This is a genomic window from Mitsuaria sp. 7 (assembly GCF_001653795.1).
GTDB lineage: Bacteria > Pseudomonadota > Gammaproteobacteria > Burkholderiales > Burkholderiaceae_C > Roseateles.
Genome location: NZ_CP011514.1, coordinates 2,592,517 through 2,613,584, shown reverse-complemented (window position 1 = coordinate 2,613,584; position 21,068 = coordinate 2,592,517). Strand labels below are relative to the sequence as shown.

19 protein-coding genes are annotated in these 21,068 nt (G+C 69.7%); 11 read left to right on the top strand and 8 right to left on the bottom strand.

Going from position 1 to position 21,068, the window contains the following annotated elements:
- Window positions 1–15 precede the first annotated feature (15 nt).
- Window positions 16–990: a D-isomer specific 2-hydroxyacid dehydrogenase family protein gene (locus ABE85_RS11560; protein WP_067274260.1), complete on the top strand. Its 975-nt coding sequence runs from the start codon at window positions 16–18 to the stop codon at window positions 988–990.
- Here ABE85_RS11560 and ABE85_RS11555 read toward each other — a convergent pair.
- The gene (locus ABE85_RS11555) at window positions 932–3,790 is read right to left on the bottom strand and encodes a valine--tRNA ligase (RefSeq protein ID WP_067274257.1); all 2,859 of its coding nucleotides are present in this window, start codon (window positions 3,788–3,790) and stop codon (window positions 932–934) included. The two genes, ABE85_RS11560 and ABE85_RS11555, sit on opposite strands and share 59 nt — an antisense overlap.
- Before the next feature lie 569 nt (window positions 3,791–4,359).
- On the opposite strand from ABE85_RS11555, the gene ABE85_RS27950 reads away from it, so the two are divergent.
- From ABE85_RS27950 to ABE85_RS11530, 5 genes are read left to right on the top strand one after another with little or no spacing between them, the layout of a single operon-like run.
- Complete coding sequence (locus ABE85_RS27950) at window positions 4,360–4,581, top strand: hypothetical protein (RefSeq protein ID WP_197507303.1); 222 nt, start codon at window positions 4,360–4,362, stop codon at window positions 4,579–4,581.
- The gene (locus ABE85_RS11545) at window positions 4,509–4,946 is read left to right on the top strand and encodes a hypothetical protein (protein WP_067274250.1); all 438 of its coding nucleotides are present in this window, start codon (window positions 4,509–4,511) and stop codon (window positions 4,944–4,946) included. Before ABE85_RS27950 ends, ABE85_RS11545 begins: the two co-directional genes overlap by 73 nt.
- Window positions 4,946–5,269: a 4Fe-4S binding protein gene (locus tag ABE85_RS11540; RefSeq protein WP_067274247.1), complete on the top strand. Its 324-nt coding sequence runs from the start codon at window positions 4,946–4,948 to the stop codon at window positions 5,267–5,269. The genes ABE85_RS11545 and ABE85_RS11540 overlap by 1 nt, the downstream gene beginning before the upstream one ends.
- A complete protein-coding gene (locus ABE85_RS11535) occupies window positions 5,247–5,966 on the top strand; it encodes a response regulator transcription factor (RefSeq protein ID WP_067274244.1) in 720 nt (239 codons plus the stop codon). The genes ABE85_RS11540 and ABE85_RS11535 overlap by 23 nt, the downstream gene beginning before the upstream one ends.
- On the top strand, window positions 5,963–7,129 hold the full coding sequence (locus ABE85_RS11530) for a HAMP domain-containing sensor histidine kinase (protein ID WP_067274240.1): 1,167 nt from the start codon (window positions 5,963–5,965) through the stop codon (window positions 7,127–7,129). Before ABE85_RS11535 ends, ABE85_RS11530 begins: the two co-directional genes overlap by 4 nt.
- A 52-nt stretch (window positions 7,130–7,181) precedes the next feature.
- On the opposite strand, the gene ABE85_RS11525 is transcribed toward ABE85_RS11530, so the two are convergent.
- Window positions 7,182–9,449, bottom strand: a complete 2,268-nt coding sequence (locus ABE85_RS11525) for a S8 family serine peptidase (RefSeq protein WP_067274237.1) — start codon at window positions 9,447–9,449, stop codon at window positions 7,182–7,184.
- A 411-nt stretch (window positions 9,450–9,860) separates the two neighbouring features.
- Here ABE85_RS11525 and ABE85_RS11520 point away from each other — a divergent pair, with 411 nt between their 5' ends.
- The 5 genes from ABE85_RS11520 to ABE85_RS11500 all read left to right on the top strand — a co-directional run bounded on the left by ABE85_RS11520 (window position 9,861) and on the right by ABE85_RS11500 (window position 13,934).
- On the top strand, window positions 9,861–10,529 hold the full coding sequence (locus ABE85_RS11520) for a hypothetical protein (RefSeq protein ID WP_067274234.1): 669 nt from the start codon (window positions 9,861–9,863) through the stop codon (window positions 10,527–10,529).
- 113 nt (window positions 10,530–10,642) lie between these two features.
- Window positions 10,643–11,326 (top strand): response regulator transcription factor, encoded by a 684-nt coding sequence (locus tag ABE85_RS11515; protein WP_067274226.1) that lies wholly within the window; start codon window positions 10,643–10,645, stop codon window positions 11,324–11,326.
- Window positions 11,298–12,767 carry a HAMP domain-containing sensor histidine kinase gene (locus ABE85_RS11510; RefSeq protein WP_067274221.1) on the top strand — a complete coding sequence of 490 codons (1,470 nt, stop codon included), beginning with the start codon at window positions 11,298–11,300 and terminating at the stop codon, window positions 12,765–12,767. Before ABE85_RS11515 ends, ABE85_RS11510 begins: the two co-directional genes overlap by 29 nt.
- A 35-nt stretch (window positions 12,768–12,802) precedes the next feature.
- On the top strand, window positions 12,803–13,045 hold the full coding sequence (locus ABE85_RS11505) for a hypothetical protein (protein WP_067274218.1): 243 nt from the start codon (window positions 12,803–12,805) through the stop codon (window positions 13,043–13,045).
- An 82-nt stretch (window positions 13,046–13,127) separates the two neighbouring features.
- A complete protein-coding gene (locus ABE85_RS11500; protein WP_067274215.1) occupies window positions 13,128–13,934 on the top strand; it encodes an N-acyl homoserine lactonase family protein in 807 nt (268 codons plus the stop codon).
- 35 nt (window positions 13,935–13,969) lie between these two features.
- On the opposite strand, the gene ABE85_RS11495 is transcribed toward ABE85_RS11500, so the two are convergent.
- The 6 genes from ABE85_RS11495 to ABE85_RS11470 form a co-directional block, all read right to left on the bottom strand.
- Window positions 13,970–16,168, bottom strand: a complete 2,199-nt coding sequence (locus ABE85_RS11495; protein WP_067274212.1) for an OsmC domain/YcaO domain-containing protein — start codon at window positions 16,166–16,168, stop codon at window positions 13,970–13,972.
- 178 nt (window positions 16,169–16,346) lie between these two features.
- On the bottom strand, window positions 16,347–16,850 hold the full coding sequence (cysC, locus tag ABE85_RS11490) for an adenylyl-sulfate kinase (RefSeq protein ID WP_067274209.1): 504 nt from the start codon (window positions 16,848–16,850) through the stop codon (window positions 16,347–16,349).
- Window positions 16,847–17,731, bottom strand: coding sequence for an STM4011 family radical SAM protein (locus ABE85_RS27520; protein WP_067274205.1), 885 nt, complete (start codon window positions 17,729–17,731; stop codon window positions 16,847–16,849). Before ABE85_RS27520 ends, cysC begins: the two co-directional genes overlap by 4 nt.
- Window positions 17,725–19,134 carry an STM4012 family radical SAM protein gene (locus ABE85_RS11480; RefSeq protein WP_231993284.1) on the bottom strand — a complete coding sequence of 470 codons (1,410 nt, stop codon included), beginning with the start codon at window positions 19,132–19,134 and terminating at the stop codon, window positions 17,725–17,727. Before ABE85_RS11480 ends, ABE85_RS27520 begins: the two co-directional genes overlap by 7 nt.
- The gene (locus ABE85_RS11475; protein WP_231993283.1) at window positions 19,128–19,952 is read right to left on the bottom strand and encodes an STM4013/SEN3800 family hydrolase; all 825 of its coding nucleotides are present in this window, start codon (window positions 19,950–19,952) and stop codon (window positions 19,128–19,130) included. The genes ABE85_RS11480 and ABE85_RS11475 overlap by 7 nt, the downstream gene beginning before the upstream one ends.
- A gap of 40 nt (window positions 19,953–19,992) precedes the next feature.
- Window positions 19,993–21,060 (bottom strand): STM4014 family protein, encoded by a 1,068-nt coding sequence (locus tag ABE85_RS11470; protein WP_067274199.1) that lies wholly within the window; start codon window positions 21,058–21,060, stop codon window positions 19,993–19,995.
- Between the last annotated feature and the right edge of the window lie 8 nt (window positions 21,061–21,068).

Here is a 21,068-nt window from a genome sequence, read left to right as displayed (position 1 = left end):
CTCTCCAAACCGCTCATGGCTGTGCTTGTCCTGGAACCGCTGGAGGCTGACGTCATGGAATGGCTGGCGGAGCGCCATGTCATCCAGGTCGCACCCGATCTGGCGGAGGCGCCGCACGCCCTGAGAGAGCATGTTGCGCAGGCCCAGGCAATTTTCTTGCCCGCCTCGATCGCGCTGGATGCGGAGATGGTCCGCAGAGCTCCCCGGCTGCGTGCCGTGGGCCGCATCGGCGCCGGCGCGGAGAACATCGATCTCGAAGCCTGCCGCGCCGCCAACATCGAGGTCGTGCGTGCGCCGACCGCGGCGGCATCGGCGGAAGCCGAGTTCGTCATCGGCGCGTTGCTGGCGCTACTGCGCCGCGTGCCGGTGCAGGGCGCGGACGGCAACTGGGTGGGCAGGGAACTCGGCTGCGCGACGGTCGGCCTGGTCGGCCTCACGCCGTCGGCGCGCCAACTCGCGACGCTGCTGCCGGCCTTTGGTGCGCGCGTGATCGGTTATGACCCGAGCCTGCACCATGCCGACCCGCTCTGGGGTCAGTGGGGCATCGAGCCTTACGGATTGCGCGAACTGATGCAGGCCGCCGACGCGGTCAGCGTGCAGCTGGCCTACTTTCCGCGCTATCGCGGCCTGATCGGCGAGCGGGTGCTGAACTTCTGCAAGCCGTCGCAGGTGCTGGTGTCGACCTCGCACTCGGCGCTGTTCGATGAACAGGCCTTGGCCGATGCGCTGCAGGGCGGCCGGCTGCTGGCCGCGTGGCTGGATCTGATGGAGCCCGGCCTGATGGAGATGGGGCGGCCGCTGCACGGCGTGCCCGGATTGCAGGTCACGCCGCGCATCGCGGCGACGACGCGCGAGTCACGCATGCGCGCCGCGTGGAGCGTGGCGCGGCGGATCTCGGAGATCCTGGCCACGCCCGCCGTTCAGCCTGAGTTCAGGCCGACCCACCCAGGCGCGCTGCCTGATCTTTTAGCCGAACCACGGTGGCGCTGAAGTCGGCGATGCGCTGACGCTCCTGCTCCACGACGGCCGCCGGCGCGCGCGCCACGAAACCCTCGTTGTCCAGCTTGGCCTTGGCCTTGGTGACCTCGCCTTCCAGACGGGCGATCTCCTTGGCGATGCGCGCGTGCTCGGCGGCGACGTCGATCTCCACCTTCAGCGCCAGGCGCGCCGCACCGTGCACCAGCACCGGCGACATCGCGCTCTGCGCGTTGAAGGCGGCCTCGTCCTCGATCAGCTCGACGCTCTGCAGCTTGGCCAGCACCTTCAGCGCGGGCGCCGCTTCACGCAGGAAGGACAGGTCGCCGCCGGCCAGCAGCGGCACGCGGTCCGACGGGCTCAGGCCCATCTCGCCCCGCAGGCTGCGGCAGGTGCCGACGACCGACTTCAGCTGCTCGACCCAGGCGACGGCCTGCGGATCGATGCGCTCGGGCTGGGCGACCGGGTAGGCGGCCGTCACCAGGTACTCGGTGGACTTGCGGCCCGCGATCGGGGCGACGGTCTGCCAGAGTTCCTCGGTGATGAACGGGGCGATCGGGTGCAGCAGACGCAGGATGGTCTCCAGCACGCGGATCAGCGTGCGGCGCGTCGCCCGTTGCGCAGCCTCGTTGCCTTCGGCCTGCGCGGTCTGCAGCTGCACCTTGGCCAGCTCCAGGTACCAGTCGCAGTACTCGTCCCACACGAACGAATAGATCGCGTTGGCCACCTGGTCCAAGCGGTAGTCCGCGAAGCCCTGGGCGACGGCCTGCTCGACCTTCTGCAGCTCGCTGACGATCCAGCGGTCGGCCTGCGAGAACTGCAGGTAGCCGTGGGCGCTGCCGCCAGGCGCGCATTGCTCCTTCGTGTGCTCCACCAGGCCGCAGTCCTGGCCTTGCGTGTTCATCAGCACGAAGCGCGTGGCGTTCCACAGCTTGTTGCAGAAGTTCCGGTAGCCCTCGCAGCGCTTGCTGTCGAAGTTGACGCTGCGGCCCAGCGTCGCCATCGCGGCGAAGGTGAAGCGCAGCGCGTCGGCGCCGTAGCCGGGGATGCCTTCGGGGAATTCCTTCTCCGTGGCCTTGCGCACCTTGGGCGCGGTCTCGGGCTTGCGCAGGCCCTGCGTGCGCTTGTCCAGCAGCGGGGCCAGCTCGATGCCGTCGATCAGGTCGACCGGGTCGAGCACGTTGCCCTCGGACTTGCTCATCTTCTTGCCCTGCGCATCGAGCACCAGGCCGTGGATGTACACGTGCTTGAAGGGCACCTGGCCGGTGAAGTGCGTCGTCATCATGATCATCCGGGCGACCCAGAAGAAGATGATGTCGTAGCCGGTGACGAGCACGGACGACGGCAGGAAGAGGTCCTGCTCGACCGTCTTCGCGGGCCAGCCCAGCGTCGAGAAGGGCACCAGCGCCGACGAGTACCAGGTGTCCAGCACGTCCTCGTCGCGCTTGAGCGCGCCGGTGTAGCCGGCCGCGGCGGCCTTGGCCTGGGCTTCGGCCTCGTCATGCGCGACGAAGATCTCGCCGCCGGTGCCGTACCAGGCGGGGATCTGATGGCCCCACCAGAGCTGGCGCGAGATGCACCAGTCCTGGATGTTGTTCATCCACTGGTTGTAGGTGTTGACCCAGTTCTCGGGCACGAACTTCACCTCGCCGCTGGCGACGACGTCGATCGCCTTCTGCGAGATGGACTTGCCGTCCTTGCCCGGCTTGCGCGTGGCCACGAACCACTGGTCCGTCAGCATCGGCTCGACGATCTGGCCGGTGCGGGTGCAGCGCGGCACCATCAGCCGGTGCTTCTTGACCTCGACCAGCAGGCCCTGGTCCTCCAGCGCCTTGACGATCAGCTTGCGCGCGGCGAAGCGGTCCAGGCCGCGGTACTCGGCCGGGATCTCTTCCATCGTGTCCACGACGGCCGCGTCCAGCGTGAAGATCGTCAGCATCGGCAACTGGTGGCGCTGGCCGACCTGGTAGTCGTTGGTGTCGTGCGCCGGCGTGACCTTGACGACGCCGGTGCCGAATTCCTTGTCGACGTAGTCGTCGGCGATCACCGGCACCAGGCGGCCCGTGATGGGCAGCTTCACCTGGCGGCCGATGAGATGCTTGTAGCGCTCGTCCTCGGGGTGGACCATGACGGCGGTGTCGCCCAGCATGGTCTCGGGGCGCGTGGTCGCGACGACCAGCGACTCATCGCCCTCGGCCATCGGATAGCGGATGTGCCACAGCGAACCGTCTTCCTCCTCGCTCTCGACCTCGAGGTCGGAGACGGCGGACTTCAGGATCGGGTCCCAGCTGACCAGGCGCTTGCCGCGGTAGATCAGGCCTTCGTCGAAGAGCTTGACGAAGGTGTCGACCACGACGGGCGACAGCTTCTCGTCCATCGTGAAGTACTCGTGGCCCCAGGACACCGAGTCGCCCATGCGGCGCATCTGCTGCGTGATGGTCGAGCCGGACTGCTGCTTCCACTCCCAGACCCGGGCGACGAAGTTCTTGCGGCCCAGGTCGTGGCGGCTCTGGCCCTGGCCCTGCAGCTGGCGCTCGACCACGATCTGCGTGGCGATGCCGGCGTGGTCCGTGCCGGGGACCCACAGCGTGTTGTGTCCGCGCATGCGGTGGTAGCGCGTCAACGAGTCCATGATGGTCTGGTTGAACGCGTGGCCCATGTGCAGCGTGCCCGTCACGTTGGGCGGGGGCAGCTGGATGCTGAACGACGGCTTGGCCGTGTCGAGCGTCGGCTCATAGAGGCCCTTGGACTCCCACAGCGGGCCCCAGTGGGCTTCGAGGGATGCGGGTTCGAAGGACTTGGCGAGTTCGGTCATGGGGCGCGCCGCCTTTCAGCGGGGTAGAGCGGTGTCATCTGGGCGAGGGACAAGGTGAGCCGGCGATTGTAGGGCGGCGGGACCCCGCGACGCCCTGTCCGGGCGCCCGGAGACGGGGGACACCCCAGAGGGGGAAGCGCTCCCACCGGGGAGGGGATGTCGAATCCCGACTCCCTGACGCGTCGTGTCAGGAGAGACGCTGCCACCGCCGCGTTTCTGCCGCGTTTCGCCCAGTACCCCCCTTGGAGGCATTCCCTCGGACAGGGCAACGGCGATACAAAACGAAAAACAGCGATACCACGGTGAGATGCCCTGGCGAGGGGGCATGGGAATCATGGCGACATGGATTCACCGCCCGGACACCCGGGCTTTACCGAGGAATTGCAACATGCATCTGTTTCGACGCTGGAGCCATCACCATGAACGTCAGCACGCTCACTTCGACCACCCTGGTCGTCTCGGTCCTTTCGGCCCTGTGTGTGACGACGGCTACTACGGCCCGCTGCCTGTCACCGGCCCCTGGTACCGCTTCGGCGGTTTCGGCGGCTTCCCCTGGGGGTGGGGCGGCCTTGGACACGGGCATGGCGGGCGGCATGGTCATGGACGCGGGCATGGACCCTGGCATGGATCCGAACATGGATCCGGACACGGCCGCCACGGCCACCACGGTCGCCCTGGTCACCACGGCGGTGATGGGTGGCACGGCCTCGGCGGGGGCTTGGGATCCGATGCCCACCACGCCGGCCGCGGCGAGAGGCTGCAAGCCCGGGCCCGCGCCTTTCTGGACCTGAGCGACAGCCAGTCCGAACTGCTGGAGCGGCTGGTCGGCCAGCTCGCCACGGCGCGGCGCGCGGTCAAGGCACTGGCGCGCGGCCCGGAGGTCGCCCGGCTCGTGGAGAGCGAGAACTTCCGCCGCGAGGAGGCGCAGGAACTCTTCGACGGCCAGATCGAGGCGCTGCGCGCAACGGGCCCGGCGCTGGTGGCCGCCTTCGGCGATTTCTTCGACGCCCTGGACTTCGACCAGCAGCAGATGCTGCGTTTCATGCTGCGCCGGCTGCGCCGCCGCGCGGGTCGAGGGGAGGGCCGGGGTGAAGGCCGGGCTGGAGGCCGGGAGCGCCATGATGGGCGCGACGGTACCGACGACCGGAGCCTCTGATGGACAGCCGCGACTGCCGGCAGCCCCCGGGGCTGCTGCGGCCGGTCATCGACCGCAACCGCTGCGAAGGCAAGGGCGATTGCGTCGAGGTCTGCCCGTACGGTGTCTTCTCGGTCGGCACGCTGCCGGTGGACAGGCGCAAGGAGCTGAACCTGTTCGGCAAGCTGCGCGGCTACGCGCACGGCTGGCAGCAGGCCTTCACGCCGAACGCCGACGTGTGCCGCGCCTGCGGCCATTGCGTCAAGGCCTGTCCCGAACGGGCGATCACGCTGGTCCGGCACGGCCACAATGGACGCCACGATGCATCGATTGCTGCTGATTGACGACGACGAGGCGCTGGCCGCGCCGCTGGCGAGCTACCTGGCGCGCTTCGACTTCGCGCTGAGCGCGGTGACGCGGCCCAGCGCCGCGCTCGCGCGCCTGGCCGAGGAGCGTTTCGACGCGCTGATCCTGGACGGCATGCTGCCGGAGATGGACGGCTTCGCGTTCTGCAAGCGCGTGCGCGGCGGCACGGAGCCGTGGCGCGAGATCCCCATCCTGATGCTGACCGCGCGCGGCGATCTGACCGATCGGGTGGTCGGCCTGGAGCTGGGCGCGGACGACTACCTGTCCAAGCCCTTCGAGCCGCGCGAACTGGCGGCGCGGCTGCAGACCATCCTGCGCCGCACGCGCCTGGCGCCGGCCGCGGCCGTGCCGGCGACGACGCTGCGCTTCGCGGGCCTGGACATCGACACGGCACGCCGTGTCGTGACGGTGGCGACGGGCCCGGTCGAGCTCACCAGCACCGAATACGAGCTGCTGGTGATGCTGGCGCGCGAGCCGGGCCGGGTGTTCTCGCGCGACGAGATCCTGAACCAGCTGCGCGGACAGGAGGCGGACATCTTCACGCGGGCCGTGGACATCCTCGTCAGCCGGATGCGCCGCAAGCTCGAACCCCTGGAAGCGCTCAAGACGCTGCGCAACGCGGGCTACTGCTTCGCGCTGCCGGCGGCGGGCGCGGCGGGCGAGGGGGACGCATGAACGATCCGCGCCACCCCTACGACCACTGGAACGACCCGCGCCAGCGCCACGCGCACCGCGAGGAATGGCGGCGCCGCGCGCGGCAGATGCGGCGCGTTCACAAGCTGGAGAAGATGCGCCGCTGGGCGGAGATGGAAGCCAAGGGCATCCCCTTCCCGCGCGAGCGCGGCTGGCGCTGGCACATGCGGGCGCGCAACCGCTGGCACCAGCGCTGGCACCGGCATCACGCGCAGTTCAAGCATTCGCTGGGCGCGCGGCTGATCGCGATCTTCGTGGTGCTGGCCTGCGCCGGGATCGGGATCCTGTGGGCGGCGATGCAGTTCGAATACGGCCTGCTGTGGGCGGTGCCTCTGCTGCTGTTGGTGACAGGTCTTGCCTATGGCGGGATCCGTCATCTGGTAGGACCGCTGCGGGAACTTGCGGCCGGCGCGGAGGCCTTCGGGCGGGGCGATCTCGAGCATCGCGTCCCCATTTATCACCGCGACGAGATCGGCGACCTGGCGCACCGCTTCAACCAGATGGCCGAGGACATCCAGGCGATGCTCGACGGCAAGCGCGCGCTGCTGCTGGCGATCAGCCACGAGCTGAGAAGCCCGCTGACGCGGGCGCGGCTGCATGCGGAGCTGGTCGATGAGAGCGCGTCGAAAGCGTCGCTGCTGGACGAGCTCGGCCAGATGCGCGAGCTGATCTCCGCGCTGCTGGAGAGCGAGCGCCTGGGCAGCGGGCACCGCGCGCTGCAGGTGAGCGACTGCGACCTCGGCGCGCTGGCGCGGGAGCAGGACCAGCGGGGTGTCGCGCTGCGCGTCGACCGGGACCTGCCGGTGCTGAAGCTCGATCGCATGCGGGTGCAGCTGCTGCTGAGGAACCTCGTCCACAACGCGTTGCGGCACAACGATCCGGACGCCGGACCGGTGATGGTGTCCGTCGAGCGCGACGGCGAGGGCGTGAAGCTCACCGTGCGCGATCACGGACCGGGCGTGCCGCCCGAAGCGCTGCCGCAGCTCGGCCAGCCGTTCTTCAGACCCGACGAGGCCCGCGCGCGCAGCGAGGGCGGCGTGGGCCTGGGCCTGTCGCTGTGCCGGCTCGTCGCCGAGGCGCATGGCAGCCGGCTGGCGCTGCGCAACGTGCAGCCGGGGTTCGAGGCCGTGGTCAGGTTCCCGTGAGGCTTTCCCGCAGTGCTTCCGAGGTGCGCAGGAGACTCCCTGACCTGCGGTCTCAGACCAGCACGGCCGCGATCGCGTAGTCCTGCGGCCCCTGCACGACGTTGGAGGCGATCACCGTTATCGTCCACGCGCCCTTGGCGGCCTTGGCCACCTGCACGACCTCGACGTTGTTGCGCGTGTCCATCGCCATCGCGCCGCCCGCGGTGCTCGCGAGGTTGCCGACGTGGCGCGCGCCGTCCGGTGCGGTGACCACCAGGTTCAGGTTGTTGATCAGCCCCTTGCCGGGGAAGTCCGAGTAGGCCATCACCACCCGCAGCGTGCGGCTGGCGCGGGTCACCTTCAGCGCCTGGTTCACGAGCTGGCCGCTGCTCAGGCCCTTGCCGTCGAGGGTGAGCAGGACGGACTTCGTCGACCGGTCGAGGTTCACCGCGCCGTGGCCCTGGTGGTTGTCCAGCAGCGTGCCGGCGGGCGCCGTCTTCGGCAGCCGGCGTGCGCCGGCGATCAGCAGCGCCTTCAGCAGCGCGGCCGTCGGGGCGGCGATCTTGCGCCGGGTGCGCAGGAACTCGCGCAGCAGCGCCAGCGCGCCCGAGGTCAGCGGCGTGGCCATGCTGGTCCCGCCCATGTGGAAGTAGAGCTTGCTCTTCGGGAACGCGGCCCACGCGAAGTTGTTGGCCGCCAGCTGCGTCGAACGCGTCGACAGGATGAAGGTCCCCGGCGCCACGACGTCGGGCTTGATGCGCCCGTCCAGTGTCGGGCCGCGGCTGGAGAACGCCGCTACCTGGTCGGCGCTGTTGGCCATCGGATCGGCCTTGTAGGGCGCGACCGGGAAGTCGTCCGGCCACCACGCGCCGTAGCGGTCGGCGTCGAACTCGGGCCGCAGGTTCTCGCTCGCGCCGACGGTGATGCAGTTCTTCGCCGTGCCGGGCGAGGTCACGCTGCCCGCGTTGATCTGGCCGTCGCCGTCCGAATCGGTGCCGTCGTTTCCGGCCGCGATCACGAAGCACATGTCCTTGCGCTTCCAGACGAAGGCGTCGAACTGGCTGCATTGCTCGTCGTAGTCGCCGGGGTCGCCGCCGCCCCACGAGTTGGAATGGATGCGCGCGCCCTGGTCGTAGGCGAACTGGAACAGGCCGGAGAGGTCCGACGGCAGTCCGGCCAGCACGAAGCGCTCGCCCTTGAGCCGGGCGGGCGCGCTCGCCTTCCAGCGCATCTGCTGCTCGATCGCCTGGAAGACCAGCTTCGCCTGCGGTGCGTGGCCGCTGATCGGCTTGGCGAGCGTGGCCGATGCGCTGCCGTTGCCGAGCACCGAGCCCGCGACGTGCGTCCCATGGCCGGAGTCGAGATCCGCCGGCCCGTCGTCGGCACCGGCGTTGGTGACGTAGACCTGCCAGTCCGGCGTGACCGGATAACTCTTGATCGCGGCGATGCGGCCGGCGAAGTCGGGATGGATGGTCGCGGGATCGCCGGTGTCCAGGCCGGTGTCGCAGACGGCGACGGTCTCGCCCTTGCCGGTCAGCTTGAACCCGCTGGCCTGGAGGGCCGCGTGGGCATTGCCCATCAGCGTCGTGGCCACGTTGTTGGAGGTCCGCGGCACCACGCGCTCGCGGATGTAGCGCACGCCGTGCACCGCGGACAGCGCGCGCACCTGGTCGCGCTGCTGCTTGGCCGTGCCGTCGGCCTCGAAGCGGACCTTGAGCACGCGGGCGCGCGGGTTCGAGGACACGACGGAGAAACCCAGCTGGCGCGCGGCGCGTTCGATCGCACCGAGGTCGGCGGCGTCGAAGACCTCGACGACCAGAAGGTCCGGCACCACGCGGCGACGCGGCAGTTCCTGCGCGCCGCCCGGCGCGGCGAGCGCGGGCGCCACGCGGTCGGCATGGGGCAGATGTCCGGCCCAGCGCACCATCGGCAGGGCCTCGATGGCGCGGATCGCGGCCTCGTCGGCCTTGACCACATAGGCGAAGCCGCTCATCGGCTGGCGCAGGGTGGCGCCGGCCGCGCTCAGCTTCGCCAGCCACGGCCGCTTGACCGGCCCGATGAACTGGACGACGTAGTGATGGGCGCCCGGCAGCAGCGCGGCGGCCTTGCTCGCGAGCGAGCGCGACTTGGCGGTGCGCGCCGCCGGATCGGTCGTGCCGCCGCCGAGCTCGAGCTGGTAGTGCTCGGACATGTCCTCGACGGGGAACTGGCGCACGAGCCGCGCCGCGTCGTCGTCCCCGGCGTCGACGAGCACGAACGCGGGATAGCGCTCGATCACGCGCGCCTCGGGCGCGACCGCGGCGACGTCGGCGGGCGTCGCGAAGATTTTCAGCATCGTCATGTCGGTTCTCCTCGGCGCGCCGCGTCGAATGCTGAAGTGTGGTGCACGCCGGTCCGGACTTCACCTTCAATGTGGGGATGCGGGCTGCGCCTGACCGCGTCCGACCGCGGACGGCGACTGCTGACGACGGCTCGTGACGGCTCGTGATGACAACCGACGGCTGGCGACGACGGCCGACCGACTCATGCGAGTGGCCTCTGGCGATCCGCCTACCGAGACGAGTCGGTCTCCCAACGAGAACCTGTGTGGCGCCGATGCCATCGATTTCATCGAATCGATTTCATTGATCTTTTCGTGCCAAGTCTTGCGGGTGTCGCGGGGAAGATGCATCTCCCGCGTCGTCAGGCGCGGTCCATGTCATCCCGACGAAGGTGATGTTTATGAATTGATCCGATCAGACTGGAGCTGTCCATGTCCCCGATGTCCTTCTCTCAAGCCGGCGCGTCCGGCGCCTCTTCCGCTGCTTCCGCTGCTTCCGCCTCCGCCCGCTTCCACGGTCCGGCGGCCTTCCACGCCAGCCTTGACGACGAGCTCGACGATAACCCCGGTGCCGCGTTCGCCGCGATGGCCCTCGACGCGGACGGCGGCGGCGGTGTGCCGCCCGCGCCGCCGCCGCCGATGACCGCTGCTGCGGCGCCGGCCCCGCGTCCCGCGAAGACGCTGTTCATGCAGCGCCGTCTGCTGGAACTCCGCCCGCTGCTGCGCCTGAACAACGAGGCGTTCGAAGCCTTCCTCTACCAGTCGCGCATGTACCCGACGCTGAGCCGCTTCGCGCCGGGCAACGTCGAGTACTGCGTGCCGCGTCGCGACATCACGGTCGGCCTGGCGATGAAGACGCTGCGCGAGCGCATCGAGCACGCCGCGGTGATCGCCGAGCTGGTCTGCCGCCTCAAGCGCGACGACGACGAGGAGGGCGCGCTGTGCAACGACGACGAGGCCGTGGTCGCGACCGCGGCCATCCGCGACGACCTGCGCGAGGCCCTGGGCATGCTCGGCGTCTACGAGCAGGCGATCCGCGACGGCGTGCCGGTGGTGCAGTACCACGAGCCGGTGCACGAGCCGGTGAACGAAGCGGCGTGAAGCGGCGTGAAGCGCCGGGCGGGCACTGCCCGTCGCGGCCCGGTAAGCCGCGGGTAAGTCGGGGGAGTGGAGGATGCGCCCTTAACATCGGCGCATCCGCCTTTCCACTGCCCATGAACCGAATTGCCCTGGTCGAGGATCACGTCCGGCTGGCTGGCCTGATCCGTCAGGCCCTGCAAGCCGCCGGCATTCCCACGGACGTCTTCCACGCGATGGAGGCCGCCTGGGTGGCGCATCGCGACGTCGGCTACGCGGCGCTGGTCATCGACCGGGGGTTGCCCGACGGCGACGGCCTGTCGCTGGTCAAGCGCCTGCGCGCCGCGCATCAGGGCACGCCGTGCCTGATGCTCACCGCGCGCGACGCGCTGCACGACCGCATCGACGGGCTGGAATCCGGGGCGGACGACTACCTCGCCAAGCCTTTCCCGATGGAGGAACTGGTGGCGCGCGTGCGGGCGCTGATGCGCCGGTCCGTGGCGGTGCGGCCGGCGCGTGCCGTCTTCGGCGACATCGAGGTCGTGATCGAGGAAGCGCTGCTGGTGCGCGGCGAGGTGTCGGTGGCGCTGGCGCCGGCGGAGCTGCAGATCGCCATCGCGCTGGTGCAGCAGCAGGGACGCACGGTGCGACGGGCGGCGCTGGAGGCCGCGGCCTGGGGCTTGTCCGAGGCCGTGACCCCGAACGCGCTCGATGTCGCGCTGCATCGCCTGCGCAAGAAGCTGAACTCGCTCGGCTCCGGGCTGCGCATCGTCAACCTCAGGAACCACGGTTATGCGCTCCAGGATCCGGTGGCCGAATAGCCTGCGCAACCGCGTGCTGGCGGTGCTCGGTGCCAGCATGCTGCTCAGCGGCGTGGTGGTGAGCGTGGCGTCCATGGTGCTGTGGGAGCCGTTCTCGCGCTGGGTGTTGCGCGACCAGATCGAGGACAACGGCGAGGCGATCGCGCGGCACCTGCGCTACGACGCGCAAGGGTGGCCCGTCGGCATCGATGAAAAGGCGATCGAGCCCTGGCTGTTCGACAGCCTGCGCCACGAGGTCATGCTGCGCGTGGCGGACAGGGAGGGCTACGTGGCCTATGCGTCGGACGGCATCAAGACCACGATCGCGCCGGAGGGCAGGGAGTTCGAGCCGCGACGGCAGTCCTTCGTCTTCAATCGCCAGGGCATCGCGATGCACGGCGCGACCGTGCCTTTCGATCACGCCGGACGCCGCTGGTACGTGCAGTTCGCCGTCACCGACCGCATGGTGCTGCAGATGCGGGAGTCGATCGGCTTCGACGTCTTCCGCCAGGGCCTGATCGCGCTCGGGGCGACCTTCGTGCTGATCTTCCTGATCACCATCCACGTGGCGCTGCGGCAGGCCCTGCTGCCGGTGCGCGCGGCCTCGAGCGCCGCGCGGCGCATCGCGCCGCGGACGCTGGCCGAGCGCCTGCCGACCACGGACCAGCCGCGCGAGTTGCGCCCGCTGGTCGAGGCCTTCAACGCGGCGCTGGACCGGTTGCAGGGGGGATTCAAGACGCAGCAGGAGTTCCTGTCGAATGCCGCGCACGAGCTGAAGACGCCGCTGGCGCTGATCCGCGCGCAGGTGGAGCTGGCGGACGAAGGCCCGTGGCGCGACCAGGTGCTGGACGATGTCGACCGCGTCGCGCGGCAGGTGCAGCAGTTGCTGCTGCTGGCGGAGGCCAGCGAGCAGCGCAACTACCGTGTCGAGGCCATCGATCCGACGCCGGCGCTGCGCGAGGTCTTCGAGTTCATGGAACGCGTGGCCGCGAGGCACGACGTGACCCTGGGCCTGCACGTGAGCCCGTCGCTGCGCTCCTGGCGGGCGGACCGCGGGGCGCTGTTCACGCTGCTGAAGAACCTGCTGGAGAACGCGATCCAGCACAGCCCGCCGGAGAGCGTGGTCACGCTGATGGCGGGGCCGGAGGGCTTCACGGTCGCGGACCAGGGCAAGGGCGTGGCGGAGAAGGACCTGCCGCGCATCTTCGAGCGCTTCTGGCGCGGCGCGGACCGGCGGGAGCAGGGGGCAGGACTGGGGCTGGCGATCTGCACGGAGATCGCGTCGGCGCATGGTTGGCGCTTGAGCGCGCATCGGCGGGCGCCGGGGCCGGGGCTGGAGGTGCGGTGTGACATGGCGATGGCGACCGAAGGCACGGCAGCCGCTATTCTGGTGACATGCAGCCCCGTCACCGATCCATCGTCGTCCGAAGCGCGACAGGCATTGCGCTCCTTCTCTGCCTGACTGCTTGCCAGAGCCTGCAGCCTGAGGACGACTGGGTGCCCACGACCGAGGCGATCTCCGTGTTCAGCACTGAGCAGGACGCCACCTCTGTGGCCACAGGCCATCCAGGTGCCGTGCCCCGGATGATCGTCCGTGAGTCGGACCTGATCGTGATCGGACGCCGGACCTGCGACGCCGGCGCGGTGCAGGTCAAGGCACCGGACGGATCGACGGGATGGTCGGTGGCGACGTCGCTCAAGAACGCCGGCGCCTGTCCGTTGCCAGACGCGCGCAGCTGACGCCGTCGTCTCGTCCGGGGCTGACCCGGCTCCCACCGGGCCGCTTCGTGGCTATCATCCCCGCGATCAAGGAGACAACGACATGAAGACACGCTTCTGGATGGCGCTCGCGGCGGGCGCGCTCTTGTCCCTGACGTCCCTGTCGGCGGCGGCCCAGGAGGTCACGTTGACGCGGCTCGATTGCGGCAACGGCACCAACGACCCCCGGCGCTTCAGCGACACCTTCGCCTACACCGAGACGACCAAGCCCTTCACCTTCAGCTGCTACGTGATCCGGCACGGCTCGGACGTGATGGTCTGGGACACCGGCTACCTGCCGGGCTCCGCGCCCAACGCGACCAACAAGCCGCTGGGCGATCTGCTCAAGCAGATCAAGGTCGATCCCGCCGACGTGAAGTTCGTCGGCATCAGCCACTACCACGCCGATCACACCGGCCAGGTGAGCCTGTTCAAGAACGCGACGCTGCTGATCGGCAAGGCCGACTGGGAGGCGATCAACGCGACACCACCGGTGGCCGGCGCGAACGCGAAGGGCTTCGCCGAGTGGATCGCCGAGAAGCGCAAGGTCGACGCGCTGACTGCGGACAAGGATGTCTTCGGCGACGGCACCGTGATGGTCCTGCGCGCCCCGGGCCATACGCCGGGCCACAGCATCCTGCTGGTCCGCCTGAAGGACATGGGACCGGTGATCCTCAGCGGCGACTCCGTCCACTTCCACGAGAACTACGAGCACGACGGCGTGCCGGGCTTCAACGACGACCGCGCCCAGACGCTCGCCTCGATCCAGCGCGTGAAGCAGATCGAGAAGAACCTCAAGGCTACGGTCATCATCCAGCACGACCCGCGCGACATCGGCAAGCTGCCGGCCTTCCCGGCGGCGGCGAAGTAGCGCTCGACGACGGAGCGCCCGAAGCGCTCCGAGCCTCAGCGAGCCGCCGCGGCTGCCCGCGCCGCGTGCAGCTTGCGGTAGCTGTCGATCAGGCGGTGATGCCGGTCGAGGCCTTCCAGCTTCATGCTGGTCGGCGTCAGGCCGTAGAAGCGCACGCTGCCGTCCACGGACCCGAGGACCGCATCCATGCGTTCGTCGCCGAACATCCGGCGGAAGTTGACGACGTAGTCGTCGAGCGCCAGCTCGTCGTCCAGCAGCACTTCCAGCACCACGTTCACGGCCTGATAGAACAGGCCGCGCTCGACCGTGTTCTCGTTGTATTGCAGGAAGGCGCCGACCAGTTCCTGCGCCTCTTCGAGCTGCTGCAAGGCCAGATGAATCAGCAGCTTCAGTTCCTGGATGGTCAACTGACCCCACACCGTGTTCTCGTCGAACTCGATGCCGATCATCGTGGCGATGTCGGTGTAGTCGTCGAGCTCGCTGTCCTCGAGGCGTTCCAGCAGCGCTTCCAGTTGCTCGTCGTCCAGCCGGTGCAGGTTGAGCACGTCCTCGCGGAACGACAGGGCCTTGTTGGTGTTGTCCCAGATCAGGTCCTCGACCGGATAGATCTCCGAGTAGTCCGGCACCAGGATGCGGCAGGCCGTCGCGCCCAGCTGGTCGTACACGGCCATGTAGGACTCCTTGCCCATGTCGTCGAGGATGCCGAACAGCGTCGCGGCTTCCTCGGCGTTCGAGTCGGCGCCTTCGCCGGAGAAGTCCCACTCGACGAACTCGTGATCGGCCTTGGCGCTGAAGAAGCGCCACGACACGATGCCGCTGGAATCGATGAAATGCTCGACGAAGTTGTTGGGCTCGGTGACGGCGTTGCTCGCGAAGGTGGGCCGGGGCAGGTCGTTCAGGCCTTCGAAGCTGCGGCCCTGCAGCAGTTCCGTCAGGCTGCGTTCCAGCGCGACCTGCAGGCTGGGATGCGCGCCGAAGGAGGCGAACACGCCGCCCGTGCGCGGGTTCATCAGCGTCACGCACATCACCGGATAGACGCCGCCCAGCGACGCGTCCTTCACCAGCACCGGGAAGCCTTGTTCCTCCAGGCTGCGGATGCCGGCCACGATGCCGGGGTATTTGTCCAGCACGTCCTGCGGCACGTCGGGGAGGGCGATCTCGCCTTCCAGGATCTCGCGCTTGACGGCACGCTCGAAGATCTCTGACAGGCATTGCACCTGCGCTTCCGCCAGCGTATTGCCGGCGCTCATGCCGTTGCTGACGTACAGGTTCTCGACGAGATTGGACGGGAACCAGACCACCTCGCCGTCGGAGCGCCGCACATAGGGCAGCGCGCAGATGCCGCGCTCCACATTGCCGGAGTTGGTGTCGATCAGGTGCGAGGCGCGCAGTTCGCCGTCGGGGTCGAACCAGGCGAGGCAGCGCTCGTCGAGCAGCCCTTCAGGAATCGCATCGTCGGGGCCGGGCTTGAACCAGCGCTCATCGGGGTAATGCACGAAGGCGGCGTTGGCGATGTCCTCGCCCCAGAACACGCCCGCGTAGAAGTGGTTGTTGTTCAGGCGCTCGATGTACTCGCCCAGGGCCGAGGCCAGGGCGCTTTCCTTGGTGGCGCCCTTGCCGTTGGTGAAGCACATCGGTGAGTGCGCGTCGCGGATGTGCAGCGACCACACGTTGGGCACCAGGTTGCGCCAGGAGGCGATCTCGATCTTGATGCCCAGGTTCGCCAGGATCGCCGTCATGTTGGCGATGGTCTGCTCCAGCGGCAGGTCCTTGCCCGGGATGTAGGTCGCCGCCGTCGAATCCGGATTCAGCGTCAGCAGCGCCTGCGCGTCGGCGTCGAGGTTCTCGACCTCCTCGATCACGAACTCCGGCCCGGCCTGCACCACCTTCTTGACCGTGCAGCGGTCGATGGAGCGCAGGATGCCCAGGCGGTCCTTCTCGGAGATGTCCGCCGGCAGCTCGACCTGGATCTTGAAGATCTGCTGGTAGCGGTTCTCCGGGTCGACGATGTTGTTCTGCGAGAGGCGGATGTTCTCGGTCGGGATGTCGCGCGTGACGCAGTACAGCTTGACGAAGTAGGCCGCGCACAGGGCCGAGGAGGCCAGGAAATAGTCGAACGGACCCGGCGCCGAGCCGTCGCCCTTGTAGCGGATGGGCTGGTCGGCGATGACCGTGAAATCATCGAACTTGGCTTCCAGGCGAAGCTTGTCGAGAAAGTTGACCTTGATTTCCATGGGACTGCTCTGAAACGAAAAGGGGGGCGGCTGCGGCGGGCGGCGACGGCCAGCGACAACCAGGCGGGCAGGGGACGATCCTTGCCCGCGGGAATCCCTCCATTGTCGCCGGCTCGGATCGACCGCTCGGATCGACCCCTTGAATCGACTCCTTGAATCGAACCCTCGAATCGAGCGCTCAGCGCAGTCGCTGCATGACCTCGTCCGTCAGCGATGCCGGCGGCAGCGCCGCGGCATCCAGTCGCAGGTCCGGTGACTCCGGCGTCTCGTACGGCGAATCGATGCCGGTGAATTCGGCGATCTCGCCGCGGCGGGCGCGTCGGTACAGGCCCTTCGGATCGCGCGCCTCGGCGACGTCGAGCGGCGCGTCGACGTACACCTCGAGGAACGCGTGCGGGGCACACAACGCTCGTGCGTGCGCACGCGCCTCGCGGAACGGCGACACCAGCGCCACCACCGCGACGACCCCCGTGTCGGCCAGCGCGCGCGCCGCCATGGCCGCGCGGCGAACCTGCTCGTCGCGGTCGGCCCGCGAGAAGCCCAGGTCCTGGCTGATCTCTCGGCGCAGCACGTCGCCGTCGAGCAACTGCGCGGATCGTCCCTGCGCCTGCAGACGCTCGACCACCGCGGTCGCGACCGTCGTCTTGCCGGCGGCCGGGCGGCCAGTGAACCACACGATCATGGTGTCGCCGCGATCGGGATGCGCGCCAGCAGCCCGTCGCCGAACTGCTCGTGCAAGGGCAGGTCGCGCCGATGCGCGTAGCCGATGAAGCAATCGCAGCGCAGGCGGCTGCAACGGCGCTCCTTCAGCACCTCGTCGAGGGCATCCGCGTAAAGGTTGCCCAGGCGCTGCGGGATGAAGTGGCAGCGGGTCAGTTCGCCGTCGCCGTCGACCGACAGCACCTCGGACCCGGCACGGCATGCCGCGCCGCGCGACGGCGGCGGTGCGTGCTGCAGTCCGAACCACGGATCGATGGCCTCCATCCAGGCGAGGTCGTCCGCGGTGTAGTACCCCGGCCCGCGCCGGTCGTACGCGTTGAGCCAGACGCTGCTGCCCGACGGCAGCGCCGCGCGCAGCGCATGGATGTCGTCGTAATGCTCGCGCCGAGCGACCACGCCCACCGAATGGCGCACGCCCATCGCATCCAGCCGCTGCGTGCGTTCGACGAAGCGCGCCAGCGTCGTCTGGCCGGGGTGATAGGTGCACCACAGCGACAACTTGCCCGCCGGCGCGTCGGCCAGCCAGGCGAGCGGTCCGGACAGGTTGGTCTGGAGAGCGACCTGGGACACGTGCGGCATCGCGGCCAGCGCGAGCATCGCCTCGCGGTAGTGCCGCCGCACGAGCGCCTCGCCCCAGGGCGTGAACAGCACGCGCAGCGGCCGTGTCTGGCCGGCCGCCCAGGCGACGAACCGGGCCACTTCGGCCGCGTCGCGCGCCAGCGTGGCCCGCGAGTCGCGCCGTTTGGCGAACGGGCAGTAGCCGCAGGTGTAGTTGCAGCTCTCCAGACTGCCCCGGTAGAGCAGGGTCAGCAGGGGCGGGGTCTGCAGGGGCAGGGTCAGCATGTGTCGCCGGCACTCATCCCGCGCACCCGCGTCGAGGCGAGCCACGGCCCGATGGTGTCGGCGTAGGCGATGCCGCGCTCGTTCAGCGCGAGCAGCGTCCCATCGTCGTCCGCCAGCTCCAGGGCGACCAGTTCACGCAGCTGCGGCAGCTCGTCCAGGACATCGGCGCCGAAGCGCTGCGCATAGGCCGCGTGCGACAGGCCCGGCTCGGTCAGCAATGACTGGATGACGTGGCGTCGCCGCTGCTCCTCGCCGTCCAGCTCGAAGCCGTAGCGTGCGTGCGCGAACTGTCCGTCGTCGTGCGCGATGAAGTCCTGCACGATGTCGCGCGTGGCGGCGCGCTCGACCGCGTAGTGGGTGGACCAGTGCAGCGTGCGTGTGTAGGAGCGCGCGCCCGCGCCCAGCCCCACCATGCCGTCGTCCTGGCAGCAGTACACCGGGCCGTCGTCCTGCGGCGCATGCGGCGCGCGGAACATGCGCATCGAGACCTGGCGGTAGCCGGCCGCGCGCAGGCGATCACGCGCGAGCAGGTAGAGCGTCTGGCGCAGATCCTCGCCGCCCTTGCCGTCGCCCATTCCGCCGGCTACCTCCCCGCTGATTCCGCTGCTGATTCCGCCGCCTGCTCCGAGCTGATCGGCCCGCCGGATCGCCAGCTTGCCCAAGCCGGTGGGCGCGCGCACGTAGAGCGGGTACAGGTAGAGCTCCTCCGGCGCGAAGGCCAGCGCGCTGTCGAGCGACGCCAGCCAGCTCGCCGGCGTCTGGCCGGCGATGCCGTAGATCAGGTCCAGGTTCATCACCTCGAAGCCGGCGTGGCGGATCTCCGCGATCGCCTCGGCGACGACGCGGTTCTGCTGCGGTCGCGCCAGCGCCCGCATCTCCGCCTCGGCGAAGCTCTGGATGCCCATGCTGACGCGCCGCACGCCCATGGCGCGGCAGACCTGCAGGCGCTCGCGCGTGACGGTCTCCGGCGAGACCTCGATGCCCGACGGCGTGGCCGCGAGATCGATGCCCAGCCAGCGCCCGGCGCCCGCGTAGATCCGCTCGAGCTGACCCGCCGAGAGGAAGGTCGGCGTCCCGCCGCCCAGCGCAAGACGCGCGAAGCGCCGCTCGCCGAGGACGCGATCCATCACCTGCATCTGCCGCACCACCGCGTCGACGTAGGCGTCGACCAGCGCGTCGTCCGGCTGCGCCATCGCGAAGAGATTGCAGAAGCCGCAGCGCATCGTGCAGAAGGGCAGGTGCACATAGGCGAAGAGCGCCGAGCGGTCCTCCGCGGCCCACAGCGCGTCCAGCGCGCGCGGCGCCGCCAGCGCCCGGTAGGCGCTCTTGTGCGGATAGCTGTAGGAGTAGGTCTGGTAGGCCCCGCGACGCATCGCATCGGCCAGGGACAGCGTCTTCAGCACTGGGAACTCCCGAGGAAGAATTGCGCGTAGGGCACGGTCCACACGACGTCGTGCGCGACGCGATGGCCGTGGTGGCCGTCCTCGCCGTAGGCGGTCCCGTGATCGGAACAGGCGATGACGAAGGTCGGCGCGCGCGCGGCGCAGGCCTCGAACAGCGGGGCCAGCGCCGCATCGACGCTGCGCAGCGCGGCGGCGTGGGTCTCGATCGAGTCCTCGTCGCGGCCGGGCAGGTGCACGCGGTTGGGCGCATGGAGCGCCGACACGTTGATGAACAGCAAGACCCGACCCTCGACGGCGTTCAAGCGTTCCACGGCCAGCGCGACCTGCCGCCGGGCCGAGTCGCGCCGACCCACGCCGAGCGAGGGATTCCAGTGGCTCTCGGCGAACAGCCCCGGCAGCACCCGGCCCAGCGCGTTCTGCTTGTTGAAGAAGCCGACGCCGCCTATGCACATCGTGTGATAGCCGCGCGCCGCCAGCGCTTCGGGCAGCGACGCCTCCTCGAAGGCGAAGGTGCGCCGCCCGGTGGTCTCGCTGCCGCGGAAGGCGCTCGCGAACAGCCGGGCATGACGACCGGGCGCCGCCGGCGTGGGCAGATAACCGGCGAAGAAGGCGTGGTGGGCCGCGTAGGTGAAGCTGCCCGGCGAATGGCGGCGTTCCCAGCCGCCGGCCGGCAGATGCCGCGCGAGCGTCGGCAGCTCGCCGCGCTCGAACAGGTCCTGCGCGACGTCGAAGCGCAGCGTGTCCAAGGTGATCAGCACCAGGTCGTGGGTGCCGACCACGCGGTTCATGTCGAGGTCCTGGCTCATCGGATCGCTCATCGGAGGGCTCATCGGAGGACTCTGCGGATGGCTCATCGGATCAGGTCAGCGCGGTGGCGTAGGTGTCGCGCCCTTGCCAGAGCAGACCAGGCAGCAGATCGCCGAAGGCATTGGCTTCCAGGACGCGCGCCTCGCCGCGGCGCACCACCAGGTCGAAGCCGACGATGCCGGCGCGCGGGAACACGCGGGCGGCCTGTTCGGCCGTCGCTTCCATGGCGGACAGGTCGTGCGACGGCATCAGCCGGGCGGGATCGGCGCGCTCGCTGTCCAGGTGCAGGTTGGTCATCGGCCGTTGTCCCACCCGCGCCACCCGGTGCGCGGCCCGCGCGGCGAAGGTGACGACGCGCAGGTCGAAATGGCCGCTGCCGGCGCGCGGCTTCGGGAGCCAGGCCTCGACGTAGGCGCCCTGGGCGGCCACGAGGTCGATGACGCGCCGGATCTCGTCGGGGCGCTGGTAGGCGCGCAGCCGCTTGACGTTGAACAGGCGCTGGCCGTCGTCGTGCAGCAGCGCCGAGGTGGTGGCCTGCTGGCGGCCGGCGCCGCGGCGGTAGGCGATCACGCCGGCGGCCGAGGAGCCGTAGCGCGATTTGACGAACACGCGATCGAGGTCCTCGCGATCGAGCATCGCGACGAGGTGGTCGTAGCCGTCCACCGCGCCCAGCAGCGGGGCGGTGGCGATGCCGTGTTCGCGCAGGCGCTGCTGGCAGAGCAGCTTGTCGGTCATGGCGACGATCTCGTCGGGGGCGTTCACGGGCTCGGCCAACGGTCGCTCCGCGAGCAGCGCCGTCAGACGCTGCATTGCGGCTTCGAAGCCGGCGAACCAGGCATCGGCGCCCACCAGCTCACCGCGCTCGGGGGCGGGGCAGGGCGCCCGGCCGAGGCGCTCGCAGCCCAGGTGCAGCAGCGCGAGGTGAGCCTGGGGATCGTCGCCCGGCGGCTCGACCTTGAAGCGGCACGGCGTCCGCAACGCATCGGGCAGGGCGGGGGAGCCGGCGAGCCAGTCCCGCCATTCGACGACCTGCACTGGCACGCCGGCGGTCGCGGCGGCGGCCTGCAGGCCGCGCGCGCGTTTGCCGTCGCCCACGCCCAGCACCACCCATCGGGTCATGCGGACGC